We start from the raw sequence: 13164 nt of genomic DNA, 5'->3' as shown, positions 1-13164 counted from the left end.
AAGGCGCCCGTAGCTCAGCTGGATAGAGCATCCGCCTTCTAAGCGGATGGTCGCAGGTTCGAGTCCTGCCGGGTGCGCCATTAGGCAGCATTGGCACAAGTAGCGCGATATGGTGGGCGTAGCTCAGTTGGTAGAGCACGGGATTGTGACTCCCGTTGTCGTGGGTTCGATCCCCATCGTCCACCCCATATTTCGAAAGGCGCCAGATTAATAGTCTGGCGCCTTTGCTTTAACAGCTTCAATCCGCGGATGTGGTGGAATTGGTAGACACACTGGATTTAGGTTCCAGCGCCGCGAGGCGTAAGAGTTCGAGTCTCTTCATCCGCACCAAATAAAGCTTCACTCATGCCGCTTGGCATGATTGAGGTTCAACAAAGAAGTTGTTTGGCTTCTTTGTCACGCAATATGGTGGGCGTAGCTCAGTTGGTAGAGCACGGGATTGTGACTCCCGTTGTCGTGGGTTCGATCCCCATCGTCCACCCCATATTCCGAAAGGCGCCAGATTTAACAGTCTGGCGCCTTTTTTGTTTCAGTGGTTTGAGTGTCGGCGGCTGCAGGTTGTGGGTCGCAGGGGCAGGTCGCTTCGTCGTATTTATGTTTCTCGATGATGCCTGATTTGCCCGCCGATCCCCTCGCGGGGTTGGCTGTCAGGGACGGATTGCCGATTCCTTCTATATATAGGAAGGTGGGTGCAGAGCCCTGGCTTGATTGGCTGTATTTGCTAACAGGGCGAGGCACAACCGTTTGTCCCCGCCTATAAATTGCCTGCTGTTTTTTTACCCGTTTTCAGTAGGGTGACTTCTTGAGTTTGACCCACTAGAATGCATGCCCTTGATTCTGGGGTCGGAAACGGCCGGCTAACGTCTGTGCAACGAGGAATATCCATGCAAGTTTCTGTTGAAAATACTTCTGCTCTTGAGCGCCGCATGAGCATCACCGTGCCGGCTGAGCGCATCGAGACTCAGGTCAACAAGCGTCTGCAGCAGACTGCCCAAAAGGCCAAGATCGCTGGCTTCCGTCCAGGCAAAGTGCCAATGAGCGTGATCCGTCAGCGTTTCGGGGCTGATGCGCGTCAAGAAGCTGTGGGCGACGTGATCCAGTCTTCCTTCTACGAAGCTGTCGTCGAGCAGAAGCTGAACCCGGCTGGTTCGCCTTCGATCGAACCTAAAACCCTGGAAGCGGGCAAGGACCTGGAATACGTAGCTGTATTCGAAGTGTTCCCTGAGTTCACCGTTGCCGGTTTCGAAGGCATCACCGTCGAGCGCCTGAGCGCCGAAGTGGCTGACGCCGATCTGGACAAGATGCTGGAAGTCCTGCGCAAGCAGAACACCCGTTTTGAAGTAGCCGATCGCGCTGCCCAGAACGAAGACCAGCTGAACATCGATTTCGTCGGCAAGGTCGACGGTGAAGTGTTCGCAGGCGGTTCTGCCAAGGGTACTCAGCTGGTGCTGGGTTCCGGCCGCATGATCCCTGGTTTCGAAGACGGTCTGGTTGGCGCTAAAGCCGGCGAAGAGCGCGTTCTGAACCTGACCTTCCCAGAGGACTACCAGAACCTCGACCTGGCAGGCAAAACTGCTGAGTTCACCGTGACCGTGAACACCGTTTCCGAGCCTAAACTGCCAGAGCTGACCGAAGAGTTCTTCGCTCAATTCGGCATCAAGGAAACCGGTCTGGAAGGCTTCCGCACCGAAGTTCGCAAGAACATGGAGCGCGAACTGCGTCAGGCGATCAAATCCAAGGTCAAGAATCAGGTGATGGACGGTCTGTTGGCCACCAACCCGATCGAAGTGCCTAAGGCTCTGCTGTCCAACGAAGTCGACCGTCTGCGCGTGCAGGCTGTTCAGCAGTTCGGTGGCAACATCAAGCCTGACCAACTGCCGGCCGAGCTGTTCGAAGAGCAAGCCAAGCGCCGCGTCGTGCTGGGTCTGATCGTGGCTGAAGTGGTCAAGCAATTCGACCTCAAGCCTGACGAAGCCCGCGTTCGCGAGATGATTCAGGAAATGGCTTCGGCCTACCAAGAGCCTGAGCAGGTTGTGTCCTGGTACTACAAGAACGACCAGCAACTGAACGAAGTCCGTTCGGTTGTGCTGGAAGAGCAAGTTGTGGATACTGTTCTGCAGAAAGCTAGCGTGACCGACAAATCGGTCTCTTACGAAGAAGCGGTCAAGCCGGTAGAAGCTCCACAAGCCGACTGATTGGTTTTGCGGTAAGAAGTACACACCATAAGCCAGCCTTCGTGCTGGCTTATGCGTATTCAAGACATAACTATTTGGGAGTGACTGCGAGACATGTCCCGCAATTCTTATTATCAGAGCTCTGACATCCAGGCCGCAGGCGGTCTGGTCCCGATGGTTATCGAGCAGTCTGCCCGTGGCGAACGTGCCTATGACATCTACTCGCGCCTGTTGAAGGAGCGAGTGATCTTCCTGGTAGGTCCGGTAGAAGACTACATGGCCAACCTGGTTGCGGCGCAACTGCTGTTCCTTGAAGCGGAAAACCCGGACAAGGACATCCATCTTTACATCAACTCACCAGGCGGTTCGGTGACTGCGGGCATGTCGATCTACGACACCATGCAGTTCATCAAGCCAGACGTTTCCACCACCTGCATCGGTCAGGCCTGCAGCATGGGTGCCTTCCTGCTTGCCGGTGGTGCTGCCGGCAAGCGTTTCTGCCTGCCGAACTCGCGCATGATGATTCACCAGCCGTTGGGCGGCTTCCAGGGTCAGGCGTCGGACATCGACATCCATGCCAAGGAAATCCTCCACATTCGTTCGCGTTTGAACCAGCTGTTGGCTCATCACACCGGTCAGAGCCTCGAAACCATCGAGCGCGATACCGAGCGCGACAACTTCATGAGCGCTGAGCGTGCGGCTGAATATGGCCTGATCGACTCTGTGATCGACAAGCGTAAAATGCCCGCCTAAGCAGCCCAAATGTAGGTGGTCGGGGTAACTGACCGCCTGCGGGCTTGAAAAAGCCTGCAATTGCCTTCATCTTGTGTTGCAAGCCTATCGGATTTGGATCGATCGAATGACTGACACCCGCAACGGCGAGGACAACGGCAAACTGCTCTATTGCTCCTTCTGTGGCAAAAGCCAGCATGAAGTACGCAAATTGATTGCCGGCCCCTCGGTCTTTATCTGCGACGAGTGCGTCGACCTGTGCAATGACATCATCCGTGAGGAGGTGCAGGAAGCCCAGGCCGAAAGCAGCGCGCATAAATTGCCTTCGCCTAAAGAAATCAGCGGCATCCTTGATCAGTACGTGATTGGTCAGGAACGTGCGAAAAAGGTTCTGGCCGTAGCGGTGTACAACCACTACAAGCGTCTGAACCAGCGCGACAAAAAGAATGACGACGTCGAACTCGGCAAAAGCAACATCTTGCTGATCGGCCCGACAGGCTCGGGTAAAACCCTGCTTGCCGAAACTCTGGCCCGCTTGCTGAACGTTCCGTTCACCATCGCCGACGCAACCACCCTCACCGAGGCGGGTTATGTGGGTGAAGATGTCGAGAACATCATTCAGAAGCTGCTGCAGAAGTGCGATTACGACGTAGAAAAGGCCCAGATGGGCATTGTCTACATCGATGAGATCGACAAGATCTCGCGCAAGTCTGACAACCCGTCGATCACCCGGGACGTTTCCGGTGAAGGCGTGCAGCAGGCCCTGCTCAAGTTGATCGAAGGCACGGTCGCTTCCGTTCCGCCTCAAGGTGGTCGCAAGCATCCGCAGCAGGAATTCCTTCAGGTCGACACCCGTAACATCCTGTTCATCTGCGGTGGTGCGTTCTCCGGTCTGGAAAAGGTTATTCAAAACCGTTCCACCCGTGGCGGCATCGGTTTCAACGCAGAAGTGCGCAGCAAGGAAGAAGGCAAGAAAGTCGGTGAATCCCTGCGTGAAGTCGAGCCTGACGATCTGGTCAAGTTCGGTCTGATCCCGGAATTCGTCGGTCGTCTGCCGGTACTTGCCACGCTGGACGAGCTTGATGAGGCTGCGCTGATGCAGATTCTCACCGAGCCAAAAAATGCTCTGACCAAGCAGTATGCCAAGCTGTTCGAGATGGAAGGCGTGGATCTGGAATTCCGGGCCGACGCGCTGAAATCGGTCGCCAAACGTGCCCTGGAACGCAAAACCGGTGCCCGTGGCCTGCGCTCGATTCTCGAAGGTGTATTGCTCGACACTATGTATGAAATCCCCTCGCAGTCCGAGGTGAGTAAAGTAGTGATCGACGAAAGCGTTATAGAAGGCAAGTCCAAGCCTCTGTATCTCTATGAGAACAGTGAGCCGACTGCCAAGGCAGCGCCAGACGCCTAAGCGTCACACTGCTGGAATAAAGAAGGGGCCTTCGGGCCCCTTTGCTATTGTGGGAGAGGGGGCAGCTAACCTGAATTTCTGGATGCGCCGGGATAAATGCAGGCGCTACCGTAAGCTCTGATTTTTTAAGTGATTCTTTTATCCGCTTGTTTTTTTTGAAAACAGCCCCCATCTTGGTTTCAAGCTTACTTCCATCTGTTTACGGCCTTATGGCCGCCGTAGAGGCGAAATCATGAAGACGACCATCGAATTGCCTCTCCTGCCATTGCGTGATGTCGTGGTTTATCCGCACATGGTTATCCCGCTGTTCGTGGGGCGCGAGAAATCCATCGAAGCTCTCGAGGCAGCGATGACGGGCGACAAGCAGATCCTTCTGCTGGCTCAGCGGAATCCTGCTGACGACGATCCCGGTGAAGAAGCACTTTATCGCGTAGGCACCATTGCTACCGTTCTGCAGCTGCTCAAGCTGCCTGACGGCACCGTCAAGGTTCTTGTCGAAGGCGAGCAGCGGGGCGCCGTGGAGCGCTTCAGCGAAGTCGACGGCCACTGCCGTGCCGAAGTCTCGCTGATCGACGAAACCGAAGCGCCTGAGCGCGAATCGGAAGTGTTTGTCCGCAGCCTGCTGGCTCAGTTCGAACAATATGTGCAGCTGGGCAAGAAAGTCCCCGCTGAAGTCCTGTCGTCGCTCAACAGCATCGACGAGCCAGGTCGCCTGGTCGACACCATGGCCGCGCATATGGCCCTGAAGATCGAGCAGAAGCAGGAAATCCTCGAAATCATCGATTTGTCGGCCCGGGTCGAGCACGTTCTGGCGTTGCTGGATGCCGAGATCGATCTGCTGCAAGTCGAAAAACGCATTCGCGGCCGCGTTAAGAAGCAAATGGAGCGCAGCCAGCGCGAGTACTACCTGAATGAGCAGATGAAGGCCATTCAGAAAGAGCTGGGCGACAGCGACGAAGGCCACAACGAAATCGAAGAGCTGAAAAAGCGCATCGATGCCGCCGGTCTGCCGAAAGATGCGTTGGCCAAGGCTCAGGCCGAACTGAACAAGCTGAAGCAAATGTCGCCAATGTCCGCGGAAGCGACCGTGGTGCGTTCGTACATCGACTGGCTGGTTCAAGTGCCATGGAAAGCCCAGAGCAAAGTGCGCCTGGACCTGGCCCGTGCCGAGGACATTCTCGACGCCGACCACTACGGTCTGGAAGAAGTCAAAGAGCGGATCCTTGAATACCTCGCCGTGCAGAAGCGCGTGAAGAAGATTCGCGGCCCGGTATTGTGCCTGGTCGGTCCTCCAGGGGTGGGTAAAACCTCTCTGGCGGAGTCGATTGCGCATGCCACCAACCGCAAATTCGTCCGTATGGCCCTCGGCGGCGTGCGCGATGAGGCGGAAATTCGTGGTCATCGCCGGACTTATATCGGTTCGATGCCAGGAAGATTGATTCAAAAGATGACAAAGGTGGGCGTCCGTAACCCGCTGTTCCTGCTCGATGAAATCGACAAAATGGGCAGCGACATGCGTGGCGATCCGGCGTCGGCGTTGCTGGAAGTGCTCGACCCCGAGCAAAACCACAACTTCAACGATCACTATCTGGAAGTCGACTACGACCTGTCCGATGTGATGTTCCTGTGCACCTCCAACTCGATGAATATTCCACCGGCGCTGCTGGACCGGATGGAAGTGATTCGTCTGCCGGGTTACACCGAAGACGAGAAGATCAACATTGCCGTCAAATACCTTTCGCCCAAGCAGATTGCTGCCAACGGACTGAAAAAAGGCGAACTGGAATTCGACGCCGAAGCGATCCGCGACATCATCCGCTACTACACCCGCGAAGCCGGTGTACGTGGGCTGGAGCGCCAGATTGCCAAGGTTTGCCGCAAGGCGGTCAAAGAGCATGCTCTGGAAAAACGCTTCTCGGTGAAGGTGACTGCCGAGATGCTGGAACACTTCCTGGGCGTGCGTAAATTCCGTTACGGCCTGGCTGAGCAGCAGGATCAGATCGGTCAGGTCACCGGCCTGGCGTGGACCCAGGTGGGCGGCGAATTACTGACCATCGAAGCCGCAGTCGTGCCGGGTAAAGGCCAATTGATCAAGACCGGTTCTCTGGGTGACGTGATGGTCGAATCGATCACCGCAGCCCTGACCGTTGTCCGCAGCCGTGCGAAGAGCCTGGGGATTCCCCTGGACTTCCACGAGAAGCGCGACACCCATATCCACATGCCTGAAGGGGCTACCCCGAAAGACGGCCCTAGCGCCGGTGTAGGCATGTGCACGGCCCTGGTGTCGGCATTGACTGGCATTCCTGTAAGAGCGGACGTCGCCATGACCGGCGAAATCACCTTGCGTGGTCAGGTGCTGGCGATCGGTGGCTTGAAGGAAAAACTGCTGGCTGCTCACCGTGGCGGAATCAAGACGGTGATCATTCCTGAAGAGAACGTACGCGATCTGAAGGAAATTCCTGACAACATCAAGCAAGATCTACAGATTAAACCCGTTAAATGGATTGACGAGGTCCTGCAAATTGCGCTGCAATACGCGCCGGAACCCTTACCGGATGTGGTTCCGGAGATCGTTGCAAAGGATGACAAACGCGAGTCTGACTCTAAGGAAAGAATTAGCACGCATTAGTACGCATTTGCCTGGGGGGCTTCCTTGACAGTTTTTTAGAGCCCTTGTTATAAAGCGGCTCTTAAGTGTCTGTAGGCCATTCAGCACTCGTTTTTTTTGCTTTCACCAAAAAACTTAGAATCAAACTCAAATAGATATAAGGGGACTTAGAGTGAACAAGTCGGAACTGATTGATGCTATCGCTGCATCCGCTGATATCCCGAAAGCTGCTGCTGGCCGTGCGCTGGACGCTGTAATCGAATCCGTCACTGGCGCTCTCAAGGCTGGTGATTCTGTTGTTCTGGTTGGTTTCGGTACTTTCTCCGTGACTGATCGTCCAGCTCGCATCGGTCGTAACCCACAGACCGGTAAGACGCTGGAAATCGCAGCAGCCAAAAAGCCAGGTTTCAAAGCCGGTAAAGCACTGAAAGAAGCTGTCAACTAAGTTCGATTCAGGTTTTTGCCTATCCGGGTCGGGGTCATTCCTGACTTGGCAGCGGAGCGGTAGTTCAGTCGGTTAGAATACCGGCCTGTCACGCCGGGGGTCGCGGGTTCGAGTCCCGTCCGCTCCGCCAGTTACGAGAAGGCGCATCCTCGGATGCGCCTTTCTTCTATCCGGATTCTACCCACGCTCCACGGTTGCCTAATTTTGAAGTTCAACCGTTTCTGGGGGACGCATGCTGCAGAATATCAGGGACAATTCACAAGGCTGGATTGCCAAGACCATTATCGGGGTCATCGTTGCACTGATGGCTTTGACCGGTTTCGACGCTATTTTCAAGGCCACGACGCACAAAAATGACGCGGCCAAGGTCAACGGCGAAGAAATCAGCCAGAACGAGCTGAGCCAGGCGGTCGATATGCAACGCCGTCAGCTCATGCAACAGCTGGGCAAGGATTTCGATGCTTCCTTGCTCGACGAAAAAATGCTGCGCGAATCGGCCCTCAAAGGCTTGATCGATCGCAAACTGCTGCTGCAAGGTGCAGAAAAATCGAAATTCGCTTTCTCCGAAGCCGCTTTGGATCAGGTGATCCTGCAAACGCCTGAATTCCAGGTGGACGGCAAGTTCAGCCCCGAGCGTTTCGACCAGGTGATCCGTCAACTGGGCTACAGCCGTCTGCAATTCCGTCAGATGCTGGCTCAGGAAATGCTGATCGGTCAGCTGCGCGCTGGCCTGGCCGGTAGCGGTTTCGTCACCGATGCACAGGTGTTGGCCTTCGCCCGTTTGGAAAAACAGACCCGCGATTTCGCCACCGTGAACATCAAGGCAGACCCGGCGGCAGTGAAACTGACCGACGATGAGGTCAAGGCCTACTACGACGAACACGCCAAGGAGTTCATGACGCCAGATCAGGTGGTCATCGATTACCTTGAATTGAAGAAGGCATCCTTCTTCGATCAGGTCAGCGTCAAGGACGAAGACTTGCAAGCGGCGTATCAGAAAGAAACCGCAAACCTGTCCGAGCAACGCCGGGCTGCGCACATTCTGATCGAAGTGAACGACAAGGTGACCGAGGCGCAAGCCAAGGCCAAGATCGAAGAAGTTCAGGCGCGCCTGGCCAAAGGCGAGAGTTTCGAGGCCCTGGCCAAGGAGTTCTCCCAGGATCCAGGTTCGGCGAACAACGGCGGTGACCTCGGTTTTGCAGGTCCGGGCGTCTACGATCCAGCGTTTGAAAAAGCCCTGTATTCGTTGGCCAAGGATCAGGTCTCGGAGCCGGTTCGCACTGATTTCGGTTTCCACCTGATCAAGCTGTTGGGTGTCGAGGCGCCTGAAGTGCCAACGTTCGCCAGCCTGAAAGACAAGCTGACCCGCGAGTTGAAAACCCAGCAAGTCGAGCAGCGTTTCGTCGAAGCGACCAAGCAATTGGAAGACTCCTCGTTCGAGTCCTCTGATCTGGCCCAGCCGGCACAAGACCTGAAGCTGACCGTTCACACGTCCGCGCCATTCGGCCGTGAAGGTGGCGAAGGCGTTGCGGCCAATCGTGCCGTAGTGACCGCTGCATTCAGTCCTGAAGTGCTGGATGAGGGTGCCAACAGCACCGCCATCGAGCTGGATCCGGAAACCGTGATCGTGCTGCGCGCCAAGGAGCACCGCAAGCCTGAGCAACTGCCGCTGGAAAGCGTGGCTGCCAGCATCCGCGTGCAATTGACCAAGGAGCACGCGAGTGCCGCCGCCAAGACCAAGGCCGATCAACTGATCGCCAGCTTGCGTGATGGCAAGACCGCACTGGACAAGGCGATCGATGGTCAGAACTGGAAAGTCACCGCAACCGCGACTCGCGCTCAGGAAGGGGTCGACCCAACCGTGCTGCAAGCGTTGTTCCGCATGCCCAAGCCAGTCTCCAAGGACAAGCCGACCTTCAGCAGCGTGACCTTGGCCGATGGTAGCCTGGTGGTCGTGCGTCTGAACGGCGTGAATGAAGGCGCTGCGCCGACCGAAGAAGAGAAGGCTCAATACCGTCGCTTCCTCGCCTCGCGCATTGGCCAGCAAGACTTCGCGGCCTACCGCAAGCTGCTGGAGCGTGAGGCTGAGATCAAGCGTTTCTGATGCCTGACTGAGCTTTGCGCGACACAAAGGACCCCAGCCGAAAGGTTGGGGTTTTTTTATGGGGGAAACGAAAAGATCGCAGCCTGCGCTAGCGCTTTCAGGGGATCGCGGTCATCTTTAGGCGCTGCCGCAGGCTGCGATCTTTTGATTTTTGCTCCGGCGGGACTTTCTCCCGAGATGATGGTCAATGAATCTGTAGCCGTTTTAGACAATCGTTGCTCCGCTAAGCATCGATCTGTTGCACAATACGCCTCGAACCGTTTTCCTCAGGATGTTCAATGTTTAAATCAATTCCCATGCGTGTTGTAGGGCTGGCCTTGGTGCTGGCCGCCGCTGCCGGTTGTTCGTCGAAGAAGGCCGCCATCTATGAGCATGAGAACTTCGACGACTCGGGAACGTTTTCGCGCAGCTACCCGGTGACCGATGCGCAAACCTGCGAAGCCGCCCGTCGGGCCTTGCTTAGCCAGGGTTACATCATCACCAGCAGCGATCCGAAACTGGTCAGTGGGCACAAGAGCTTCCAGCAGACCGGCGAAACCCATATGGAGATCAGCTTCAACGTGGTTTGTGCCGATGACGGCAGCGAGGGGCACCATGCGACCATGTTCGCCAACGCCCTGCAGGACCGATATGCGCTGAAAAAGACCAACAACTCCGCCAGCCTCGGCGTCGGCGTATTGGGCTCGGTATCGATGCCGATCGGCTCGTCCGATGATTCGATGGTCAAGGTCGCGAGTGAAACCGTGTCCTCGGCCAAGTTCTACGAGCGTTTCTTTACCCTGGTCGAACTGTTCCTGCCGCCGGAAGCGAAGAAGGCCGCGCACATTATCGAGAAGCCGAAAACCGAACTGGGGATGCCTGAAGCCAAGGCTGCACCGGCTCAGTTGGCGCCAACCCCGGCACCGGCGGCCGATCCTGCGCCAGCGCCAGCAGCCGAGCCCGCACCTGCCGCCGCGCCTGCCACTTCGGAGCCTGTTGCGCCGCCTGCTGAAACAGCGCCGATTACCCCGACCAAGAGCACCGAGCCGACGTCGTCCACGGAAACGGTCACTCCAGTAGCGGACTCGAGCACGCTGCCGCCGCCGACCGAGCCGATTTCGGCGATACCTGTCTCCGGCCAGTAGTGGGCTTGCTTCTTATGGGAGCGGGTCAGACGATACCGCTCCCGTAACGTCTTTCAAGACTGATCCACATCAAGTCGGGCTGTATTCCTACAGCCCGTATCGAAAAATCCAGTGATAAATTCCTGACCACCTGCTACGTTTTATTCAGTAGCGACGTAGTGTCGTGCCCGCGTCATTTTTCTTTCATGCGGGCACTTTATGCTCAAGGCGTTGGTCATTTATTCAAGCGATTTTTTCAACAAGCGATGGGGGTTTAATAATGGACGATTATCAAGAAGAACTGCTCGAGTATCAGGCGTTTGAACTGGACCCGCTGGAACCGGCCGAAGACGCAACCGAGCTGTAATTGCGATGACTGCGGCGAAACTCGCCGGGCGTCTGGCCATTCCAGCGTTTGAAGGCCCGCTGAAAGGCTTCGGCTGAGGCAAACCCCAGCAGATAGGCGATTTCGCCGAACGCCAGTTCAGTGTCGCGGATGTAGGTCATGGCCAGGTCACGGCGTGTATCGTTGAGAATTGCACGAAATTGCGTGCCTTCCTCGGCGAGTTTGCGACGCAAGGTCCAGGTTGGCAGCTTCAGGCGTGCCGCCACTTCTTCCAGGTCGGGTTCCCGGCCACCATTGAGCAACGGGCCCAGCAACTGAGTGATGCGTTCACGCAGGCTGCGGGTGCGTGTCAGTTGCTCAAGTTCCCGTTCACACAGTTGCAGCAGGTGCCGCCAGGTGCTCGGGCAGTGCTCCGGATTGCGCTGGGCGAGGCTGTCCAGGCTCAGGCGCAGTTGATTCTGTTCGGCGCCAAACTGGATCGGACAGTCGCCGAGTACGGCATAGGCGTCACGGTAATCCGGCGCGTCAAATTCGATCTCGATTCGTTCGGCACGCAGCGGGGCAGGGCTCACGCTGGACAATTGCTGCAACCAGCCAGCGATGATCGAATCCACCACGAAGCGGTTGTAGGCGTTGTAGGGGCTGATCGAATAGAACCGCAGCCAGGCGCCTTGGGCGTCTTCGTGAAAGCTCGACTGGCCTCGATAGTTGGAGCCGTACAGCGCTTCGAAACGAATCAGGCAGCGCGCCGCTTCGCGCACGGTGGGGGCCTGGGCGGCGGTGACGCCGGCGAGGCCGGCCTGGCTCAGGCGGCTGAGCTGGCCCATGCGCAAACCCAGCGCCGGGTCGTCGGTCAGTTGAATAGCGCCGTGGCCCAGGCGCATGTAGCGCGGGATCGACAGGCGGGCGCCGGCTTCGGCCAGTCGCGCGGCGTCGAGGCCGTACTGTTCCAGCAACGGTTGTGGGTCCAGGCCATGGCTGCGCACGGCGTCGGCCAGGCTATGGACGAAGCCCACCGACAGATCCCCGAGGCGCATCGGCTGCGGTTTCATCGCTTACAACCAGAGGTTCAGCAATTGCGCGCCGCGGGCATCGCCGTCGGCGAAATGCTGCCCGTTGCTGCTGAGGAAGCTTTGACCGGCGCAGCTCTTGTCCCAGAACTGACCGCGCAGGAACACGCTCATGCCGGCGATGCTCTGGCTGGCCGGTGGTTGGGCGGTCAGCGTCAGCCGCTGCCAGGCTTGACCTTCGCTGAGTTCGCCGGCCTTGAGGCTGACAGAACTCGGCGCGGGCAGGCCTTTATAGCCGCGCCATGGTTGATCCCAGGACCCACGCCCGACGACGAACGCCGGGACTGCCACCAGTTGCGCGCCTTGGTCGTCAAGTTTGCGGTAGTTGTCGGGGTACCAGCTGTCGCTGCCGATCAGCACGCCGAGGCGTCCGGCCGGGGTGTCGACGACGTTGACCGGATGATCGGAATTGCCTTGGAGCGTGCCACGTCCAGCGAACGTCGGGTGCACTTGTCGCTGGGGCTGGCCGATTGGCAGGCCGTCGCGACCGAACACCACGCTGCTGTTGTACAGCGCGCCGTGGCCGATGTGCAGGGTGCCGTCGCTGACGCTCGGCTCGGGCAGCACGATGGAACCGGCCACCAGGGTCACGTGGAACTCTTTCGCCAGGCCACCGAACAGCGCCTGGTAATCCTTGGCCATGCGTTTGGCTTTCATCCGCAAGTGCGCGTCGTCGAGACGGTTGCTGCCTTCGGCGCTGATCAGGGCGCGGATGAACTGCAGCGGGTTGCTCGCCGCCAGCCAGTTCATGGCTTCCTTGAGGGTGGTGGCCTGGTACAGCTCGTCTTTCTCGCCGCTGACCATCAGCCAGGTGCCGACATGTTCAGGCAGTACGACGATGGTTTTTTCATTCAGCAGGCCCTGGTCCTGGGCCTTCTGCAAATAGGCCGCGAGCTTGCGGTGCAGGCGTTCAGGACTTTGATAGTCGGTGGGGAACAGTTCGGGCTGGATGCCCAGCAGATTGCCACGATCGGCGGGCGTGCCCTGATCGACCGCGAGATTGATGCGCAGGTCCGACAGGTAATGACCCACCGGACGGTCCGCGGCCCACATCGCGTAGGTCGTCAGGACGGCGATCAACGCCATGGAGAGGGTCAGGTACAGAAGTTTGCGCATGGAAAACAGTCAGCGGCCGTGTGCAGGGTTCGCGACTAGGGTAGGGCGCATGCCT

At 57.5% G+C, this 13164-nt stretch carries 9 protein-coding genes and 5 tRNA genes; 12 read left to right on the top strand and 2 right to left on the bottom strand.

Annotation, left to right across the window (positions count from 1 at the left end):
• Positions 1-3 precede the first annotated feature (3 nt).
• The 12 genes from JUI81_RS08935 to JUI81_RS08880 all read left to right on the top strand — a co-directional run bounded on the left by JUI81_RS08935 (position 4) and on the right by JUI81_RS08880 (position 10598).
• Positions 4-80 (top strand) — tRNA-Arg (locus JUI81_RS08935).
• A gap of 32 nt (positions 81-112) precedes the next feature.
• Positions 113-188 (top strand) — tRNA-His (locus JUI81_RS08930).
• 57 nt (positions 189-245) lie between these two features.
• Positions 246-330, top strand: a tRNA-Leu gene (locus tag JUI81_RS08925).
• Between the two features lie 78 nt (positions 331-408).
• Positions 409-484: transfer RNA gene (locus JUI81_RS08920), tRNA-His, on the top strand.
• A 400-nt stretch (positions 485-884) separates the two neighbouring features.
• A complete protein-coding gene (gene tig, locus JUI81_RS08915) occupies positions 885-2195 on the top strand; it encodes a trigger factor (protein WP_019580008.1) in 1311 nt (436 codons plus the stop codon).
• Between the two features lie 93 nt (positions 2196-2288).
• Entirely contained in the window at positions 2289-2927 is a 639-nt protein-coding gene (gene clpP, locus JUI81_RS08910; protein ID WP_018925423.1) for an ATP-dependent Clp endopeptidase proteolytic subunit ClpP, read from the top strand.
• 106 nt (positions 2928-3033) lie between these two features.
• Positions 3034-4317: an ATP-dependent Clp protease ATP-binding subunit ClpX gene (clpX, locus tag JUI81_RS08905; RefSeq protein WP_018925424.1), complete on the top strand. Its 1284-nt coding sequence runs from the start codon at positions 3034-3036 to the stop codon at positions 4315-4317.
• Positions 4318-4549: 232 nt separating this feature from the next.
• Positions 4550-6946, top strand: coding sequence for an endopeptidase La (lon, locus tag JUI81_RS08900; protein WP_007940400.1), 2397 nt, complete (start codon positions 4550-4552; stop codon positions 6944-6946).
• A 151-nt stretch (positions 6947-7097) separates the two neighbouring features.
• Positions 7098-7370, top strand: a complete 273-nt coding sequence (locus JUI81_RS08895; protein ID WP_002552737.1) for an HU family DNA-binding protein — start codon at positions 7098-7100, stop codon at positions 7368-7370.
• 53 nt (positions 7371-7423) lie between these two features.
• A tRNA-Asp gene (locus JUI81_RS08890) sits at positions 7424-7500 on the top strand.
• A 102-nt stretch (positions 7501-7602) separates the two neighbouring features.
• Entirely contained in the window at positions 7603-9474 is a 1872-nt protein-coding gene (locus JUI81_RS08885) for a SurA N-terminal domain-containing protein (protein ID WP_019580009.1), read from the top strand.
• A 278-nt stretch (positions 9475-9752) separates the two neighbouring features.
• A complete protein-coding gene (locus JUI81_RS08880; RefSeq protein WP_019580010.1) occupies positions 9753-10598 on the top strand; it encodes a DUF2242 domain-containing protein in 846 nt (281 codons plus the stop codon).
• 291 nt (positions 10599-10889) lie between these two features.
• On the opposite strand, the gene JUI81_RS08875 is transcribed toward JUI81_RS08880, so the two are convergent.
• Entirely contained in the window at positions 10890-11975 is a 1086-nt protein-coding gene (locus JUI81_RS08875) for an AraC family transcriptional regulator (protein WP_204124123.1), read from the bottom strand.
• A 3-nt stretch (positions 11976-11978) separates the two neighbouring features.
• Positions 11979-13109, bottom strand: coding sequence for a carbon-nitrogen hydrolase family protein (locus JUI81_RS08870; protein ID WP_019580012.1), 1131 nt, complete (start codon positions 13107-13109; stop codon positions 11979-11981).
• Positions 13110-13164: the final 55 nt, after the last annotated feature.

The organism is Pseudomonas sp. 008 (assembly GCF_016861935.1).
Classification (GTDB): Bacteria; Pseudomonadota; Gammaproteobacteria; order Pseudomonadales; family Pseudomonadaceae; genus Aquipseudomonas.
The sequence above is the reverse complement of the archived record's forward strand: the minus strand, read 5'-3'. Positions and strand labels throughout refer to the sequence as shown.

Excerpts from the sequence above, each read along its gene's own strand:
- tig (WP_019580008.1), top strand. The coding sequence starts at position 885 with ATGCAAGTTTCTGTTGAAAATACTTCTGCTCTTGAGCGCCGCATGAGC.
- clpP (WP_018925423.1), top strand. The coding sequence starts at position 2,289 with ATGTCCCGCAATTCTTATTATCAGAGCTCTGACATCCAGGCCGCAGGC.
- clpX (WP_018925424.1), top strand. The coding sequence starts at position 3,034 with ATGACTGACACCCGCAACGGCGAGGACAACGGCAAACTGCTCTATTGC.
- lon (WP_007940400.1), top strand. The coding sequence starts at position 4,550 with ATGAAGACGACCATCGAATTGCCTCTCCTGCCATTGCGTGATGTCGTG.
- JUI81_RS08885 (WP_019580009.1), top strand. The coding sequence starts at position 7,603 with ATGCTGCAGAATATCAGGGACAATTCACAAGGCTGGATTGCCAAGACC.
- JUI81_RS08880 (WP_019580010.1), top strand. The coding sequence starts at position 9,753 with ATGTTTAAATCAATTCCCATGCGTGTTGTAGGGCTGGCCTTGGTGCTG.
- JUI81_RS08875 (WP_204124123.1), bottom strand. The coding sequence starts at position 11,975 with ATGAAACCGCAGCCGATGCGCCTCGGGGATCTGTCGGTGGGCTTCGTC.
- JUI81_RS08870 (WP_019580012.1), bottom strand. The coding sequence starts at position 13,109 with ATGCGCAAACTTCTGTACCTGACCCTCTCCATGGCGTTGATCGCCGTC.